General features: G+C 30.2%; 18 protein-coding genes. 6 read left to right on the top strand and 12 right to left on the bottom strand.

Annotation, left to right across the window (positions count from 1 at the left end; all coding sequences use genetic code 11):
- Positions 1-183 precede the first annotated feature (183 nt).
- From Q4Q35_RS13915 to Q4Q35_RS13905, 3 genes are all read right to left on the bottom strand, one after another.
- Positions 184-870: a hypothetical protein gene (locus Q4Q35_RS13915; RefSeq protein WP_303278602.1), complete on the bottom strand. Its 687-nt coding sequence runs from the start codon at positions 868-870 to the stop codon at positions 184-186.
- A 16-nt stretch (positions 871-886) separates the two neighbouring features.
- The gene (locus Q4Q35_RS13910) at positions 887-1,438 is read right to left on the bottom strand and encodes a hypothetical protein (RefSeq protein ID WP_303278601.1); all 552 of its coding nucleotides are present in this window, start codon (positions 1,436-1,438) and stop codon (positions 887-889) included.
- 553 nt (positions 1,439-1,991) lie between these two features.
- Complete coding sequence (locus Q4Q35_RS13905; protein WP_303278600.1) at positions 1,992-2,276, bottom strand: helix-turn-helix domain-containing protein; 285 nt, start codon at positions 2,274-2,276, stop codon at positions 1,992-1,994.
- A 395-nt stretch (positions 2,277-2,671) separates the two neighbouring features.
- Here Q4Q35_RS13905 and Q4Q35_RS13900 point away from each other — a divergent pair, with 395 nt between their 5' ends.
- From Q4Q35_RS13900 to Q4Q35_RS13890, 3 genes are all read left to right on the top strand, one after another.
- Positions 2,672-3,004 carry a hypothetical protein gene (locus Q4Q35_RS13900; protein WP_303278598.1) on the top strand — a complete coding sequence of 111 codons (333 nt, stop codon included), beginning with the start codon at positions 2,672-2,674 and terminating at the stop codon, positions 3,002-3,004.
- A 21-nt stretch (positions 3,005-3,025) separates the two neighbouring features.
- A complete protein-coding gene (locus Q4Q35_RS13895) occupies positions 3,026-3,259 on the top strand; it encodes a sigma factor (protein ID WP_303278597.1) in 234 nt (77 codons plus the stop codon).
- Between the two features lie 289 nt (positions 3,260-3,548).
- Positions 3,549-3,917, top strand: a complete 369-nt coding sequence (locus Q4Q35_RS13890; protein ID WP_303278596.1) for a hypothetical protein — start codon at positions 3,549-3,551, stop codon at positions 3,915-3,917.
- A 15-nt stretch (positions 3,918-3,932) separates the two neighbouring features.
- On the opposite strand, the gene Q4Q35_RS13885 is transcribed toward Q4Q35_RS13890, so the two are convergent.
- Both Q4Q35_RS13885 and Q4Q35_RS13880 read right to left on the bottom strand, forming a co-directional pair.
- Positions 3,933-5,057, bottom strand: coding sequence for a hypothetical protein (locus tag Q4Q35_RS13885; RefSeq protein WP_303278595.1), 1,125 nt, complete (start codon positions 5,055-5,057; stop codon positions 3,933-3,935).
- Positions 5,058-6,037: 980 nt separating this feature from the next.
- Positions 6,038-6,484 carry a JAB domain-containing protein gene (locus tag Q4Q35_RS13880; protein WP_303278594.1) on the bottom strand — a complete coding sequence of 149 codons (447 nt, stop codon included), beginning with the start codon at positions 6,482-6,484 and terminating at the stop codon, positions 6,038-6,040.
- Positions 6,485-6,679: 195 nt separating this feature from the next.
- Here Q4Q35_RS13880 and Q4Q35_RS13875 point away from each other — a divergent pair, with 195 nt between their 5' ends.
- Together Q4Q35_RS13875 and Q4Q35_RS13870 are read left to right on the top strand one after the other, a co-directional pair.
- On the top strand, positions 6,680-6,952 hold the full coding sequence (locus Q4Q35_RS13875; protein WP_303278592.1) for a helix-turn-helix domain-containing protein: 273 nt from the start codon (positions 6,680-6,682) through the stop codon (positions 6,950-6,952).
- Between the two features lie 2 nt (positions 6,953-6,954).
- Positions 6,955-8,019, top strand: a complete 1,065-nt coding sequence (locus tag Q4Q35_RS13870; RefSeq protein ID WP_303278590.1) for a Fic family protein — start codon at positions 6,955-6,957, stop codon at positions 8,017-8,019.
- 104 nt (positions 8,020-8,123) lie between these two features.
- Here the strand turns inward: Q4Q35_RS13870 and Q4Q35_RS13865 are convergent, their stop codons facing one another.
- From Q4Q35_RS13865 to Q4Q35_RS13845, 5 genes are all read right to left on the bottom strand, one after another.
- Positions 8,124-8,354: a hypothetical protein gene (locus Q4Q35_RS13865; protein ID WP_303278589.1), complete on the bottom strand. Its 231-nt coding sequence runs from the start codon at positions 8,352-8,354 to the stop codon at positions 8,124-8,126.
- Between the two features lie 322 nt (positions 8,355-8,676).
- Complete coding sequence (locus tag Q4Q35_RS13860; protein WP_303278588.1) at positions 8,677-10,239, bottom strand: PepSY-associated TM helix domain-containing protein; 1,563 nt, start codon at positions 10,237-10,239, stop codon at positions 8,677-8,679.
- A gap of 2 nt (positions 10,240-10,241) precedes the next feature.
- The gene (locus Q4Q35_RS13855) at positions 10,242-10,541 is read right to left on the bottom strand and encodes a hypothetical protein (RefSeq protein ID WP_303278586.1); all 300 of its coding nucleotides are present in this window, start codon (positions 10,539-10,541) and stop codon (positions 10,242-10,244) included.
- A 342-nt stretch (positions 10,542-10,883) separates the two neighbouring features.
- Complete coding sequence (locus Q4Q35_RS13850) at positions 10,884-11,612, bottom strand: DUF4198 domain-containing protein (protein ID WP_303278585.1); 729 nt, start codon at positions 11,610-11,612, stop codon at positions 10,884-10,886.
- A gap of 90 nt (positions 11,613-11,702) precedes the next feature.
- The gene (locus tag Q4Q35_RS13845) at positions 11,703-14,096 is read right to left on the bottom strand and encodes a TonB-dependent receptor (protein ID WP_303278584.1); all 2,394 of its coding nucleotides are present in this window, start codon (positions 14,094-14,096) and stop codon (positions 11,703-11,705) included.
- 78 nt (positions 14,097-14,174) lie between these two features.
- Here Q4Q35_RS13845 and Q4Q35_RS13840 point away from each other — a divergent pair, with 78 nt between their 5' ends.
- Positions 14,175-15,164 (top strand): helix-turn-helix domain-containing protein, encoded by a 990-nt coding sequence (locus tag Q4Q35_RS13840; protein ID WP_303278583.1) that lies wholly within the window; start codon positions 14,175-14,177, stop codon positions 15,162-15,164.
- A gap of 73 nt (positions 15,165-15,237) precedes the next feature.
- Here Q4Q35_RS13840 and Q4Q35_RS13835 read toward each other — a convergent pair whose 3' ends face one another.
- Both Q4Q35_RS13835 and Q4Q35_RS13830 read right to left on the bottom strand, forming a co-directional pair.
- On the bottom strand, positions 15,238-16,242 hold the full coding sequence (locus Q4Q35_RS13835; protein ID WP_303278582.1) for a sugar kinase: 1,005 nt from the start codon (positions 16,240-16,242) through the stop codon (positions 15,238-15,240).
- Positions 16,243-16,425: 183 nt separating this feature from the next.
- Positions 16,426-17,155 (bottom strand): TRAP transporter large permease (locus tag Q4Q35_RS13830; RefSeq protein ID WP_303275926.1); only part of this gene is annotated, 730 nt, incomplete at its 5' end.

The following is a 17,155-nucleotide window of genomic DNA, read 5'->3' as shown; positions in this document are numbered from 1 at the left end:
AATATCAGTATTTTAAATAAATTAATGGATGATTATAACATCGCGCAGCGTGTTATCCTCTTGCTATTCCCCCTTAGTTCTGTTTACACACTTTTTATATTAGAATTTACAAGCCGTTTTTTTAACAGATTTAATTACAATTTTTATATGGGAATACTTTCTATTTTGATATAGAGCTCTTTTTTAGTCGCTAACTATATTCACAATTTTTTCGGTTATAATTGGTAGTCTATCCTCTAAAATAAGTGGATGAATATGACAAGAAATTATCTCAGTAAATGTGGCACTCGTATAAACTTTATTTAATTCTTCTTTTAAAAACTGCTGAATACCTTCTGTTTCTTTTTGTATCTCTTCAACTATCGTTGTTCTGTTATCCAAGACATAAACGATATCTTCAAAATCATGACTAGTCCTATAATCAGTTCCTCTATTTTTAAAAGCCTCAAATTTTGTTGCCAAAAAACAAGGAGCAGAAAGAATACTAATAGTCGTTCCTTCAATTTCCTTAGTCCACAAGTTTTTAAACCACTCTTGATACCATCTGTTAGCGGAACCAATAGGGCCATCTTCCGAGGGCATAATATCTACCGAAATACCTTTATAAAGATAACTACAAATAGCATGTCCTTCAGGATCTGGACAAAACCCAAGATTTGCTAGTCTTTCTTGCATCTGCGCCCAAGCCGAATAATTAATAAGATTAATAGCTAAATCCACATCTCCTGTAGGTCGTATTTCATCTGCGGATGGATCATCTGTATATAGACTTACAACAGCACCTCCTACAAAAATCATTTTTTCTTTTAACTCCTTTAATCCTTTAGCAACTTCTACAACCGTAGCTATATTTATAATTTTATTTTTCATTTAGTAATTTTTATAACTACCATAGCCAACTTCCATCAAATTTTGTGTCTTCATTTAAAATCCTACCTTTTAGTTCTTTAATGGCAATTTCTTTTTCTCTTGCTCTCCCAACTCTTATTGCATCTACTAGCGCTAGTAATTCATATAGTTGTTCATCATTTTTTACTGCATCTATAACCGACGGATATAAAGGAGTAATAGCTTGGCCTCTTGTTTTGCCTTTCCCAGAAGGCCATACGTAATGCATTTCACTTGAAATGATATTGCTTAATGGCTTTGCCGAATGCGCTGTTGCTACGCCTCTAACAATAGCTCCTGGTTGTTCTGGAAACACATATTTAATACCATATTGTAAAAATTCTAATAAGCCTATTTTAAATACTTTTTTACCAGTAGAATCTAATAAGGCAGCGAATTTGCATCTCACTAAAGATTTACTAATTTCTGATTGACTAATATGTAAGTCTTCAGCCATTTGTTGCTGTAACCAAGGTGTATTATTATAGCTTATTATTTTTAACAATACTACAATATCATGAGGGCTCATTATTTGTTGTTTCACTTTCATTTTAAAAATATTCCATATTCGAATATGCAATAATAACAATTTTAAACAGTAATGTCAACTACTTAAACAAATATATTCCATATTCGAATACTGAATATGAATAATTCATTTATAAAAATAAATAAATTCACACCTTTATAATTACCGAAAAACAAAAACATTTACTTATTATATCTTGAGCGTTTTCCTTTTCTATTTTCTTATTAGTAGAATTTATCTAAATAAAAAATGACAACTAAGAAATAACATATAGTTTTTCCATATCATTTACTTCCCATAGAACTATCACTGTTACCTTTTTTTCTTGCTGTCTGGGTTCAATATTTAGAATTAGTAAGACTTATAAAAAGAGCGAGTGAGTTTACCCTGAGCGTAGACGAAGGGAGCCTGATTATGCAGTCGTATAACTTCTAAATGTTGTTATTTTGCTGTCAAAAAAGGATACTATTGAAGGCTTAAACAAGTATAGTCAAAGGTATTTGTAATAAAGCGTTTTTTTTGATGTCTTTTAAGTTTTAGGAAATAGTAGTGTGTAAAAAACACAAATTATTTTTTATAAATACTTATCTTCAACTTTTTTAAAAAATTCTGAAAGTTTAATATTTTGAGCTTCGCAGATTTTATTTAATGTTTCAATCTGCATAGCATATTTCTTATCACTTATAATTCGTCTAACCGTCTTTTCGTCAATGTTATGATCTAAAGCAAATGCGTTTTTAGACTTAGATTTACTAATCCATTCTTCTGATATATACTTACATATTAACCTATTCACTCTTTCCATTAAAGCAAAATAAGGTGTTAAAACTTGAATTAATTCGGATAACTGTCCGAACAAAGGAATATTTTGTTATATTTGTTACTGATATCATATATTTGCAATACTTCTGATAAAAAACTGGAAGCAATTGCTTTGAGTCTCGCATTATAAAACTAGTAATTTTAAAAACCACGAGATAATAAGTAGATTCGCTCACGACCTAGGCGTGAGCTCTCTTATCGTGGTTGGGTATACTAGTGCCTATAATGTGATAAGTTGAGTTCCACGCCTTTTTTGTTTCCACACATAAAAGGTTTAATGGGGTATTTATCTCATTTTAAAGAAACTTCAACTTTGTAGAACTTATATAAAATAGGCATCCTTTAACCTAACATAAGAATGCTCTATTTTATTTCCTGCTGCCTTTTGGTGCGCAGTTACAAGCATACACGTAAAATCTTAAAATTTAATTCATGGAAAACGCAAAAACTCCAACTGTTCCATATACCTTGACTCGTCTATATTTTGCCACTGAACCTATCTTAAGCGAGTTGCTTGACAGATCTAACCTAACTAATGAAGTTAAAGTACATTGCAAATTAGGCTTAAGGGTTATTGGTATTATATACACTGGTCTATCTTGTAATTCGGATACGTGTCTTTTATTTAATAAAAAATTTGACGGGTTCTTTTCCTTTTTTCCTAAGGACTATTTTAACAATAGGGAATTGATTCCTATTGATATGATTTTTAACAATCTAGCGTTGTCCGCTAAAGTAAATGAGATTGTAAATGCAGGTTGGTAGCCCCAAAAATTATTCATAATTATGAGCGAGAATAAAAATGACTTCACCCTTAAAAGTTATAAGAGCTTTTTTGAATACTTATATCCGCAACTATGTGTGTTTGCAAACAAGTATCTCAATGATTGGGAAATCTCTAAAGATGTGGTTCAGGAGGTTTTTGTTAAGGTTTGGGAAGATCGGATTGTTTTTTTAAATGAAAAGTATATAACGAACTATTTTTATAAAGCTGTAAAAATGAATGTCTCGATAACCTAAAAACCAAACATCTATATAAAACCTGAGGTCTGTAAAATTGAATTTTTATCTGAAACTATAATCAATACCCTACACCTCCAGAGCTATAAAAAACGCCATCAAAACAATACTGAATTAAGTTACTCAGACTTTTGGCTAACTTAAACTCTTAACGTATATTTAACCGTTTACCTAAAAAGCATTTAATTATTTAAGTATAAGTCCCTTACTTAATGTTATAATTTCTAATACAAGAGAAGACTAATGAAAACTAAATATTTAGATAAGACATAACTAAAAACACATACTTATGGATAGCAAAAAAAATGATTATAAAATCAATGATCTAATAAATAAAAGTGAAGATGAACTTTATGAATTAATAGGTAAAGAATTAGACGATTCGTTTATTTCTGAAGGAGCAGAACAACTAATCCTAAGAGGTAAGGTCTGGTTAAAAAAAAATGAAAAGAATCTAGCTAAGATTATTTGTACAAAATCCATCTATCTTTTTACTAAGAACGAAAATATGGAAATCCCTATTTTAGCACTTTATTTAAAAGAAATTATAGAAGCATCGACAGACATTAAAATTGCCGTCCCCACCTCCATTGTCTCTCTTATAGTTGTAAAGCAAGGGTTGAATAAATTATGCAAAACAACTTGGAGTGATTTATAAATTACCATTTAATAACTAACTTTTAATGATACCTATGGAATCTTCTTTTATTGAAAATTCATAGAGAGGGTAAGTATCTGAACTCATTAAATTAATATCTCGTAAAAATTTACGGCGTGTATTATAACTAGGATGTGATGAATTAAATTCATCTTCTTCAAGGTAGATACTTTTATTGATTCGTATCTCTTGTAAACCAATCATAAATGCTTGTGCAGCTAAATATGGAGCAGAATGGATAAGGTTCTTTGGTAAATTTAACCTCTCTATACAATTAAAAAAGGATTTTTTAAAATTATAATTTTCCTCTATCAATAACGAAGCAGAAGCTAAACCAAATGAATCACAAATTAACTCTTCTTTCCATTTTTCTTTGTTATCAAAATTAATTGATGGATAAAGAAAAAGATCTACTAATTTGTAAATTTTATTTAACTTATCCACTTGAAGGCTTTCCATGGTTAAAGAATGACATACTTCATGACCAATGAGAAATCCCCATATTAACTCCCTAAATAGAAATGCAAAATATTCCTGTTCAAGATTACATATCTCCGGGACGATAAGGGTAGGAAGACGAGGAGGTAAAGTTATTTTTTTTAACTCTTTTTCATAAAGTTCCAATTCTGATTGTAGTTCCCCAATACTAATCCTATGTAAATATTGATACCAGTTTTGTAATTTATATAAAATATCAGAAAAACGTGAAACAGAAATACAATTCATGATGACAGCAGAAAAAACATAGGCAATAACATTGACTATATATATAGTTCCATAATTGATAGATATATCAAACTTAGCATCTAAGTTTTCTTTTTTGACATTTGGCTTAAACAAAAAATGCTTACTACTTAGATAGGGATATGTTGGACGAAAAATATGTATTTCACCAAAAAAACGATAATCTTTAACTAATGACATCTCTTCCATAAAATTCCATATAATATCAAAACTATTAGTTAAGGAATCTTTCGATTTATCTACAAAAATTTCATGAGACTTTCTAATATCGTTTAAAACTTTATGAGGGACATTATCATATTTATGATCGTAAGCAATTTTTGAATAATAATAAATCTGATGTAAATGTTTTACTATTGATGAAGGGTACTTTGAAATGTCTTTGGAGTATTGCAATATATCATGGAATTATAAGTTAATTTATTTATTAAGAATCGTTTCTGTTCTAAATATAAATAAAATAGTATTATTAAGTACTATATCAATAACTTTGTTACAAATGATCTTATGAAAATGTTGTATCTATATCCTACCAAAACAAAAAAAGGCATCTTAAAGCTAAGAGATTTTTTACTAATTATTAAGAGAAAGTATAGGTTCTAGAAATTCAAATTGAAAATCATTTCTTTAATTCGCCTATTACTGTATTGTCCTGAAAGTTTACTCCGTTAATGCTGTTATAAATCAGTTTCAGCGTGGAGTTTATTATAACATTTAAAGTCCATACTTAAAGCTTCGTATGGTCTAAACTCAAAATCTATCTACTTTATTAACTATAAAATCAAACTTTTATATTTCACCTCCAGACGAATGAAACCAATTTTAATTTCTTACAAATTTTCGCCCCCCTAAACACTTACAAAGTTGAAATTATGGATAGTTTATTGTAATCTATACCTCCAATTAAACAAACTTTTGAATATTGGATTAAACTTACAACTGAACTCTATCTTTATTTTAGTTCCAGTGCCAAATTGAGAATCAGAATCGTTACTATAAAATCATTTTCGTTCTGTACCTCTTCACCGAAGTAAAAGAACAAAAAAACGTACACATAGAAACCTCAAGCACGTCAAAATCAAACACTTCATATTGGTATTCATTGACCTATTATAAGTCAATTTGATATTCAAATACAAACCCAAATGTTAAAGTTTGTTAAATCGAGACCAATTCGGTGACCCCTAAAAACAGCCTCTTTCAGAAGGCTTATAAACACTATAAAGTTGAAATTCTCGTCGTTGTCTCCGACTCCACAAAAAAACCCAGTAAGTATTGTAATTACTGGGTTTGTTTTTTTCAGGTGTAAATACAGGTGTAAGTAAAGACTGTTTTAAGCTCTTTTTATTAATTCCTTTATGTTATGAATTTATGGTTTAAAAAATATTGTTATCAGCAAATGAATAATAATCCGTTTCTGTTAGGATTATGTGATCTAATACTTTGCAGTCAAAAATATTCAATGTTTTCTTTATTTTATCAGTAATATTCCTATCAGCTCGACTTGGTTTGAGCGTACCCGAAGGGTGGTTGTGTACTAATATAACTGCTGTTGCAAGTGAGTTTATAGCATACTTGGCAATTATTCTAGTATCTGCCAATGTTCCTGTTATACCACCCTGGCTTATTTTTACATAACCAATAGTATTATTTGCATTATTTAATAGTATCATGAAAAACGATTCGTAAATAGTTAAATCATCATGGTAGAATTGTCTTGCATATTCTGATGCCGAACTACTTGAAGATACTTTTGCCTTGTTGAAATTTGTTTTAATCTTTTTCAGCTTAATTTCAGGTATGGTAGTTTTATAAGTTTTCATAAGCTCTTTTAAATACTTTGGTCTTGAAGTTGATTTTATTTTTTACAGCACAATTATTTATCAATACTATAATTATTAAAACACAAATATAAGCAACACTATAATTAAACACAAATAAAACTATAATAATTTTAAAATATATTTAGTATTACTATAATTCCTTTATATTTGTAGGAACTGAAATGATTAGGAATTATGAATATTTTAAAATTAAAACAGCTTTTAAAAGAAAAAGGGATATCAGGAAAAGAACTTGCAGAAAAAGTTGAGGTAACTCCTGCCAGTATATCAAATATTGTCCAAGGCAATAGTTTTCCTAAACCTGAACTATTAAAACAAATTGCTGAAGTTTTAGATGTAGATATTAGAGAGTTGTTTATTCCAACTAAAGAAACAGAAACAGAAACCATTTATGTTAATCGAGACGGTAGTTTTGTTCCTATAGGCGAATTAAAAAAGAGTAATTAAGTATGGAATTTAAACTACCATTACTCCCCCCTAATACAGAATTAGAAACACCAAAAATTTTAAAACAATTAGCAAAGGCGCATCGTTATCTAGCTGAGTTAAAAGGAACTGCAAAAACAATTCCCAATGAGAGTATTTTAATTGATACACTTACACTACAAGAAGCGAAAGACAGTAGCGAAATTGAAAATATAGTTACTACTCACGATGATTTGTATAAGGAAAACATCTTTATCGAAAGTAAAAGTACTGCTGCTAAAGAGGTTTATAATTATGCTCGTGGTTTAAAGTTAGGGTTTCAAATAGTGCGTAAAGAACGACTGCTTTTGAATAAACACATCCTAACGATTCAAAAAGAATTATTAGAAAGTAATGCAGGTTTTAGAACTCAAGCTGGAACTAAATTAGTTAACTCTCAAGGTAAAGTAGTTTATACACCACCTCAACACCCTGACGAAATACTTGATTTAATGTCGAACCTTGAAAAGTTTATTAATGATAATGATTTTTCCAATTTAGATAGTTTAATCAAAATGGCTGTGATACATTATCAATTTGAAAGCATACACCCTTTTTATGACGGTAATGGTAGAACAGGTAGAATAATTAATATTCTTTATTTAGTGCAACAAGGTTTGTTAGATATTCCTATTCTCTATTTAAGTAGATTCATTACTCAAAACAAATCCGATTATTATAAAGTATTACAAGAAGTAAGAACTAATAATGATTGGGAAAGTTTAGTTTTGTATTTATTAAAAGGTGTTGAGGTTACTGCGGAACAAACCATTACTTTAATTACTGAGATAAAAGCCTTAATGCAAAAACATAAAGTTGCAATCCGTACAGAATTACCCAAGATTTACAGTCAAGATTTAATTAATAATCTGTTTAAAAACCCTTATACTAAAATTGAGTATTTGGAAAATGATTTAAAGGTTACAAGACAAACAGCTTCAAATTATTTAAACAAAATATCAAATTTAGGTTTGTTAGAAAAAGTTAAGGTTGGTAAGGTAAATTACTATATCAATTCTGAATTGATTAATGTGCTAATAAATGTATAAGTTAAGATTTGTAGAAAATCTTAACATGAAAATTGAAACGTGTTAACATTTTTCTGTTTTTTTAACATGTTATAATGCTCATGTTAAAAAAATAGCTACTTACATTAATATTCATCAATAGAAATATTCCAAAATAGACAAAATGCAATTAATGATTCTGTAAATCTTTGAACTTTCATTTTAGATAAGTTTGAATATTCAATTGTGACTTCATAGTAATAGTCGTACTTATTCTCTCCAAAGACAATTTTTTCTATTTCATAATCCTTACAATAAAATGAATCTAATATTTTGATAAGAGATTCTTTTTTCATTTCTGTTTCAGCAATAGCCATATTGCCAAGCCCTAACGAACATCTATAACTGTATTTTCCAATTAAATATAATTATACACAAATACATCAAATTATACGGAATTACATATAATATTGTTTAAAACGTCATTTTTATATGCAATTACATATAAAAAACAAACAAACTCATCAAATGGCTTTTAGAAAAGGATTAATTTACAAAGTTGAATTGCAATTAGCTGGACTAAGTATTAAACAAAAAATTGACTTAACTAAATGAAACTTTATTAAAGGTTAAACTATAAAAAAATTTCGAATTATTACATGTTGGTTAAAACAACTCAAAAAAGTAATAAGGCTTAGCTTATTTTGCAAGTTGTATTTGTTCCTTTTTATTTAATTTAAAGAATATCCATAAGGTTATTGAGGCTAAAATCAACCAAAAAACATCAATAAATAATATTTGAAATTGGTTATTACTAAACGATTTCCAAATCCAGTTTTTAGAAACTAAACCATTTATTACAGGTATTAATAAACCTAAAATACTGCCCGAAAGCAACGTGTATTTGTTTATAAAATTGAGGTCTTTTTTTATGATAAAAAATATAGAAAGTAAAAGCCAACCGATAAAGTAAAAACTATAAATGAATGTCTTACTCATAATAGGTTGCATGACTTTAACAGCAATAAAAGATAGCGCAGTAATAGGATACATACTTAAGCAAATAGCTAGATAAATTCGAACGACACCTTCGTTAAAACGTCTTTTCTTTTCGGGCATATTTTTTTTATCGCGAGCAGTTAGCCAAATCATAACCCCTGAGATAATTACAAAACAAGATATAAGCCCTAAAATAAAACTAATAATCTTTAAAGCATAGCCGCCATAATCACCATAATGTAACCTATAAAGTACATTTTTTACGCCATCTAAATATGATGTATTTTTAATAGGATCTTTTTTAGATATTAACGTTCCAGAATCAACATTATAAATAACTTTACCAATACCTGTAAACTTATCTTTATAATTTAAATGTCCGCTTAACAAAACATGCATGTTAGCATTTCCGTAATTAAAAACTTGCATTTCGGTTACATTAAAATCATGCCATAAAGCTTTCGTTTTCTTAACATAAGTATTAGCATCAAAGTTAGAATTTAGAGTATTTTGGGATAATTCATAATGTGGATGACTATATTCTAAATCTTCATAAAATTTAGCTTGATCACCATCATATAAAACCATAACGCTTGGTGCTACGATAAGCAATTTAATCATGAAAAAGGCACCTGTAACTGCGTACACAAACTGAAATGGCAAGCCTATCATTCCTAAAGCAGTATGAGCATCTGTCCATAATGTTTTTAGTTTTTTTAAAGGCCTGAATAAGAAAAAATTGGATACAATTTTTTTCCAATGTACCAAGACTCCTGTTATAATGGCAAAAAGAAAAAACAACGCTATAAACCCAGATAGATAATAACCAACAGGGTAAGGTATTTGTGTTAAAAAATGCAATCGATATAAAAACTCACCTAAAGAATAAGATGCTGTGTAAGAAGCCTGTGTATAATTCTTTGTATTTAAATAAAAGAATTTAGAAGCTTTTTCAGCATCGGTGGCTAGGGTATCTTTTGAAGCTTCAATAGAAATACTAACACGTTGTTCAATATAACTTTTTCTAATTTTAAAATCTCTTCCATATAAGTTATATTGTGCGTCTAGCGAATCAATTGTTTTATCGAAATCTAATTGAATATCATCGGTAATTTCAATAGATTCATTACGCTCCCAATTAACAATTTCATCTCTAAAAAAAGAAAATGAACCTGCGAAAAATATAACATAAAGCACCACACTAATTACGATGCCGCTTACAGTATGTGTATGAAAAAGAATATTGTACGTTCTATTTTTCATTATTAAAATGGTATGGGGTGATGGATTTTACTAAAATAAATGATGATTAAAAAAAGTAAACTTAGAATAAGATAAATACCCCAAATTTTCCAACCATTCTTTGCTAAAAAAGCAATAATCATTAAGATCACCCAAAGTATAAAACTTGTAAAGCTTGAAGTTATTATTAAATTAACATGGTTTACCCAATAGGATAAAGCCATATGGCTTGTTATGGTTATAAAATACCCTCCCAAAAAACCCGCAGATATTTTGGCAAATCGCTGCCAATTAGACGATAAATATTTGGGATTTGCAGGCATAAAAGGTTAATTATTTAAAGATAAAAAATTCTGTACAAAGCAATATGACAAACAGGATAAAAATAGATTTTAGACTTAAAAACTTTATAGGTGTTAGTAAAACAATTAAACTTCCAAAGGTCATTAAAACAATAAAAAACACCAAAACACCTGAACCCAAACCAAAAGAAAATGACAATAAGACACAAGCTATTACTAGCAATATAAAAGCTAATAATTTGGCGATTTTTTTATTCTCTTTTACCCAATTTTCAAAACCGAAAATTATATTTTTAATAGCTTTTTCAGAGGTATTATAAAATACATTGAAAGCTATAAAAAGCAATAATAACGCTACCGAAATCATCTGTTGGATTTCAAAATAGAATACGTAGCGCAATGCCAAATAAACTGATAGTCCTTACCTTTATATTGACCTGGAACTTCCTCTTTGGTTGTGGTTTCTATAATGTATTTTGTATTCCAAGGTCGCTTGAATGATACTAATCCGTTTTCGTCTGTCTCTAATGTTTTAGACCATAAATCTTCAACGTAAACTTTTAGCTCATTTTTTACAAGTGGTTTATTTTTGTATAATACTTGAAGGCGTACCTCTTTTTTGTTTTCCGAAACATCTTTAATTGTTATTCCTTCAGGGTTTAAAGCTTTTGTGTCTTCATTAACACCACCAACAATTACTTTTGCAACAGAATTATAATGGGTTTTAAAAATACCAAAGTCGTATTTGGTATAATCAATAACATCTATTTTATTGTTGTCCAAAATTACCGTATAGGTTCCATTTGCCATTGGCTTAAAGGTTCCGCGATAATAATTTTCTTTAGAAGTAACTTCAATCTGTGTTTTATTTCCCTTATTATCAACAACCCAAAGAATAAAATCTTTTACTTTCGGAAATGCCTCACCGTTTACTTTTTCAAAGACACCATAGGTGTATTCTCCAAAAAAAACTTTAACTTCTTGTTCTTCTCCTATTTTTCCTGAAAGGTTTGTTTCAATCCATAAATAATGAGCAAAAGATTGTGTTATTGCAAACAAAACTAACGCTATTGTAATAATTGATTTTTTCATGTCTTTTGTATTTAAAAATTAAGAAAACAGCCCCCCGTATTTATTTAGAAGGCTGAACTAACTAAACTCAAAATAATTAATTAAGGTTTTTTAAAAATTATAACTTAAGGTTATTCTACCATTAATTCCAGGTTCCGATTGCCAGTATAAATAGCTTCCGTAATTAGCACCAGAATACAGGTACTCGTCTAAAATATTATTAATATTTGCTTGTATTTTAAATTTATTATTATGCCATGATAAAGCACCGTCTAGTCTAAAATAATCTGGTAAATCGGTTTGATTATCTGCTCCCCAAGCCCAACTAGAACGTTCTATTTGATATTGATATCCTAATGAAGCCCCAAAGCCCTTTAATACAGATTCTTGAGCAAAATTATAATTAAACCAACCATTTGTAACATGTTTAGCATGACCTGCAAGTCTGTTACCTGTTTCTTCGTCTATTACTTTTGTGTTAGCATAGTTTAAAACCACATTAAGCTCTGGTGTTACTTGTCCTTGTATATCAAACTCAATACCTTCAGAAACTACAGGGTCTTCTAATTGGATTGATGCATCAGGGAATAGCGGTTCACTATCTGGGTCATCTGGGTCTGAAAGAGTTGGATCTGCTGCCAAAAGGCCTTTTTTTACAATTCTATAAGCACTCAGAGTTACTTTAACTTTATCTTCAAGAAAAGTTGCTTTTGCACCTCCTTCAATATCAGTAGCTTCTTCAGGATCGAACGATTCATCATCAAAGCTAAACCCAAATGTAGGAGAGAATGATTGGTCATATAAAGCATAAGCTGTTATAGTAGGTGTTATATCTACACTTAAACCCGCTCTTGGTGTAAATTTAGTATCATTTTCTGTTTTACCTATAGCGGATAGATTAGTATATCTACCTGCAAGTGTTAATCTCACCTTATTATCTACAAAACCAATTTCATCTTGTAGATACACAGATCTGTTTGTGAAACCATCATAAGGTTCAAACCCACTTCTAGCTTTTAAACTTTGTGAACGATCAAATACAGGGTCACTAGTTTCTCCATATACAGGATTATATATATTGAATGGAGAACCGATAAAATCAATAGGGGAAAAACCAGTAAAAAAGTCTGGATAGTATTCACGATCTGTAAAATCAAACCCACCTAAAATATTATGTGATATGCTTCCAGTATTAAATTTACCATAAAGATAGGTCTGGAAAAATTTACCAAGAGATAAAGCATCCCATATATTTACATATCTGTAAATGTCACCATTATCATTAACCGAAGATAAAGCCCCATTTCCATCAGGATCATATACCCATGTCGAATTTCCTACTTGATCATATCTGTAATAAGCAAACTGAGTTTCAAATCCCCAGTTATCAGAAAAGTCATGTTTAAAGTTAGTAAACCAAGAGAACTCATCTATATCTGTTGCTGGATAATTGGTATCTGTATTTTTAAAATCTCTATCTAAATGTCCAAAACCACCTTCAACAGGAGCAAATACGTAAGCTGAACCAATGTAAGATTCTGCTCTATGTATATTTAACTCTGTGGTTAAAGATGTTTTTTCTGAAAAATTATAAGTTAATGCAGGAGCAAAACCAAAACGCTCAGCATCTTCACCACCTCTATGTGTATCTGAGGTTTGGTACATGGCATTAAAACGGTATAGTAATTTACCATCTTTAGTTACTTTTCCGCCCAAATCTAAAGCAGCACGATAAAAATCGAAACTACCAGCTGTAAGGGATATACTAGCAACACTATTTGCTGTAGGCTTTTTAGTTACAACATTATAGAACCCTCCTGGTTCTCCAGCAGATAGCATGAAACCAGCTGGTCCTTTTACAAACTCAATTCTGTCTACAAAGGCCATATCGTCTGATAATGGTCCCCAAATATCGGACATGTTAAACCCATTTCTAAATGTAGGTAACCTAAACCCTCTCATATTAATACGAGCAAAATTCCCCCAGTGTTCTAACATGGTAACACCACTTACATTACGTATTACACCATCCATAATACTAGTAGCTTGCTGATCTAGTAATAAATCCTTACTAATTACCTGAATATTTTGAGGTTGTTTTAAAAGTTCTGTTTTTAAGCGTAAAGATTGAGATGGCTCTCTAGCAACATATTTGTTTTTATGACCTTCTAACATTACTTCATCTAATTCTTCTTGGTCTTCACTAAGTACTACATCTGGAATATTTGTAGTTTTATCACTTTCAATATTTATTGAAATAGCCTGACTTCCATAACCTATAAAGGTGATTTTTAAAGTATAAACCCCTGGTTTTATGTTTTCAATAGTATAATCTCCAGAACTATTTGTCATAGTCCCCTTATTTGTTTTTTCAATGGTAATGTTAGCATTAACAATTCCTTTGCCCTTTTTATTTATAACCTTCCCTTTTATGTTTCCATTCTGTCCATTTATAAATGTTACTGAGAAAATTATAGTAAATAATAATATTAAATTTTTAATCATTATTTTTGTTATTTATATTTAGTCTAAATAAATTTAATGCAAAAATAAAATGCTTTTTTTGAAATCGAATGACGTGATTTGAAAAAAAAAAGACGTGAAGCTACAAGTATGGAAGAAGTGGATTTATCAGTACTAAAAACAGACTTAAAGAGTATTATAGCAAAAGAAGTTTATAACTCTCATGACAAAGCACTTAGGTGTTTAGAGTATAGCCTCCTACCCAAATATGGGAAAGGTAATATTACAGAATTTCATTTTAATAATATTGTAATATCTATAAGTAATTACATATTAAATGAAGATTTGATGGTTTTTTTTAAGGATGAAAAAAACAAATTGCAGTTATCTTTTTTGTTAGGCGGAGAAAAAGTGATGAGCATTAAAGGTAATCTTGATAAAATACCTTACGAAACCCAAGAATCTTATATGGCGTTCATTGAAACTTATAATGGAAACAGTAAAATTTTTGGTAAAAAACCTTATAAAGAAATTAAGATTACGGTTTCAAAATTATTTTTATCACAGCATGGTATTATTGATAGTGTTGATTTCAAAAATTTAACAGATAGAAATTTGATTATACCTATAACTGACGATTTATTTTCAGTTTTACTTGAATTAGAAAGAAAACATCTAAAAGGTATTTCGTATAAAATATTTTTAGAAGCTAAGGTTTTAGAAATTCTAGCTATTCAAATTGAAAATTATAAGCATTTAAATGCTCAGAAATTTTATTTCACAAATAAAAATACCATTAAAAAATTATATGATTTAAAGCAATTCATATCGTGTAATTTAGATAAGAACTATTCCAACAATCAACTATCAGTTGAAGTAGGGTTGAATGAAAATGAACTGAAAAATGAATTTAAAAGAGTATTTGATTGTACTGTGAATCAATATTTTAAATCAGAAAAAATGAAAAAAGCTAAACATTTATTGCAAAACACAGAATCGCCTATATATTTAATAGCTGAAGCAGTTGGTTATAAAAACGCCACACATTTTAGTGCTGCGTTTAAGAGGTTTTATGGTGAAGCTCCTAAGGATTGTAGAGCTAAAGTGTAATATGGTTTAAATTACTGAGCCTTATTACATTTTAGTTGTTTCTTCTCTTATTTTATCTTGACTAATAAAATGACTACCTATTAAGTCGCCCTGATGTATTGCCTTCTAGAACTTCTGTAACCTCTCCTACTGTAGCTAAATTAACATCACCTTCATAGGTGTGCTTTATCGCACAAGCTGCACTTGCAAAACGCATCGCTTTATAATCGTCATAGCGTTGTAAACCATAAATTAACCCTGCAGCAAAAGCATCACCTGTTCCTATACGATCTACAATATGGGTAATATCTAAATCTTCTGTTTCTTTAAATTCTTCCCCATTCCACATTCTAGCTCGTATTTTATGCCATGAAGAATTTAACGAGGTTCTTATTTTATCAAATACTTTTTCTATTGATGGAAATTTTTCCATTAACAGTTTGGAAGCTTCAATAAAATCTTCGTTAGAATATGAGTAATTTGTATCAAGCACTTCATTCATCTCGTTGATGCCTCCAATAAAAATCGAAGAAAGATGTAGTAATTCTATTAAAGCTTCCTTAGGGTTTTTACCGTATTTCCAAAGACCTTTTCTATAGGTAGGGTCGGCAGAAACCGATATCCCTTTTTGTCTGGCTAAGGTTAAACCTTCCTTTAAAATATCGAAAGCTCCTTGAGATAATGCTGGCGTAATGCCTGTCCAGTGCAACCAATCACCATCGATTAAGGCTTCTTCCCAATTAACCATTTCTGGTTTAATTTCAGAAAATGAAGAATGCGATCGATTGTAAGAAATCGTACTGGACCTCATAACTGCACCAACTTCTAAAAAATAAACGCCCAAAGGTCTATTTGATCGTACGATAGAAGAAGTATCTACACCAAATTTATTTATATAAGAAATGGCTGTCTCTCCAATAACATCATTAGAAACGGCACTAATATGCTTAACCTTTCCTCCAAAATTTGCAATAGAAATACCAACGTTCAATTCGGTACCTCCAAAAAAGAACTCTATAACATTAGATTGAATGAATTTTTTATTTCCTCGTGGTGAAATGCGCATTAAAACTTCACCAAATGTTACTACCTGCCCCATTAGAACTTGTATTAATTTGTTAATTTAATGCAATATACTAATGTCTAAAAAGATATGAGCTATAAAATCGATAAATTGGTTAACCAATTTATCGATTAATTTATAAGTACCACAAAACAAACCACTTAATATTTATATGCATGTCACAAATTTACCCTAGATAAAACAGTTTTTTCAGACTTTTTACAATCCAAACAGTTTAGGTAAAAACATAGATATTTGTGGGATGTAAAGTACTAGTAACAGTACTATGATCATTATTGCCAAAAACGGCAATAAAGGTTTTATTACTTGTGATACGGATATCTTTGCCACTCCACTTCCTACAAAGAGGATCGTTCCCACTGGTGGGGTACACAATCCTATACAGAGGTTTAGTACCATGACTATCCCAAAGTGTACTGGCTCCATACCCAAGGCCACCACTACGGGTAGGAAGATCGGGGTGAATATCAGTACGGCTGGGGTAATATCCATAAAGGTGCCTATAACCAGTAACACGATATTGATCACTAAAAAGATCACAAATTTATTGCTGAACTGTTCTAACAGAAAACTGCTCATCAGTTCTGGGATGCTCTCAAAGGAGAACAGCCACGACATGGCCATTGAGGTACATATTAAAAACATCACCACGGCTGTCGTCTTGGCACTGGTCAACAGTACATCTGGAAAGTCCTTCGTGCTGATGTCTCCGTATATCAGGGCCAGTATCGCTGCGTACAGTACGGCTATCACTGAGGCTTCGGTCGCTGTAAAGATGCCGGCTACGATACCGCCTACTACGATCACTAATAACAGTAAACTGAAAAAGGCTTTTCTAAAGTGTGTCCAGATCTCTTTTAGGGTCGATCGTTTTTCTTTTGAGAACTTTCTCTTTATGGCCACATAGGCGATGTACCCCATAAGGGCC

Source organism: Flavivirga aquimarina (assembly GCF_030540835.1).
In the GTDB taxonomy this organism is placed as follows: domain Bacteria; phylum Bacteroidota; class Bacteroidia; order Flavobacteriales; family Flavobacteriaceae; genus Flavivirga; species Flavivirga aquimarina.
The sequence above is the reverse complement of the archived record's forward strand: the minus strand, read 5'-3'. Positions and strand labels throughout refer to the sequence as shown.

Coding starts and splice junctions, on each gene's coding strand:
- Q4Q35_RS13915 (WP_303278602.1), bottom strand. CDS start 870: ATGAAAAATAAAATTATAAATATAGCTACGGTTGTAGAAGTTGCTAAA.
- Q4Q35_RS13910 (WP_303278601.1), bottom strand. CDS start 1,438: ATGAAAGTGAAACAACAAATAATGAGCCCTCATGATATTGTAGTATTG.
- Q4Q35_RS13900 (WP_303278598.1), top strand. CDS start 2,672: ATGGAAAACGCAAAAACTCCAACTGTTCCATATACCTTGACTCGTCTA.
- Q4Q35_RS13895 (WP_303278597.1), top strand. CDS start 3,026: ATGAGCGAGAATAAAAATGACTTCACCCTTAAAAGTTATAAGAGCTTT.
- Q4Q35_RS13890 (WP_303278596.1), top strand. CDS start 3,549: ATGGATAGCAAAAAAAATGATTATAAAATCAATGATCTAATAAATAAA.
- Q4Q35_RS13880 (WP_303278594.1), bottom strand. CDS start 6,484: ATGAAAACTTATAAAACTACCATACCTGAAATTAAGCTGAAAAAGATT.
- Q4Q35_RS13875 (WP_303278592.1), top strand. CDS start 6,680: ATGAATATTTTAAAATTAAAACAGCTTTTAAAAGAAAAAGGGATATCA.
- Q4Q35_RS13870 (WP_303278590.1), top strand. CDS start 6,955: ATGGAATTTAAACTACCATTACTCCCCCCTAATACAGAATTAGAAACA.
- Q4Q35_RS13865 (WP_303278589.1), bottom strand. CDS start 8,354: ATGGCTATTGCTGAAACAGAAATGAAAAAAGAATCTCTTATCAAAATA.
- Q4Q35_RS13860 (WP_303278588.1), bottom strand. CDS start 10,239: ATGAAAAATAGAACGTACAATATTCTTTTTCATACACATACTGTAAGC.
- Q4Q35_RS13855 (WP_303278586.1), bottom strand. CDS start 10,541: ATGCCTGCAAATCCCAAATATTTATCGTCTAATTGGCAGCGATTTGCC.
- Q4Q35_RS13850 (WP_303278585.1), bottom strand. CDS start 11,612: ATGAAAAAATCAATTATTACAATAGCGTTAGTTTTGTTTGCAATAACA.
- Q4Q35_RS13845 (WP_303278584.1), bottom strand. CDS start 14,096: ATGATTAAAAATTTAATATTATTATTTACTATAATTTTCTCAGTAACA.
- Q4Q35_RS13835 (WP_303278582.1), bottom strand. CDS start 16,242: ATGGGGCAGGTAGTAACATTTGGTGAAGTTTTAATGCGCATTTCACCA.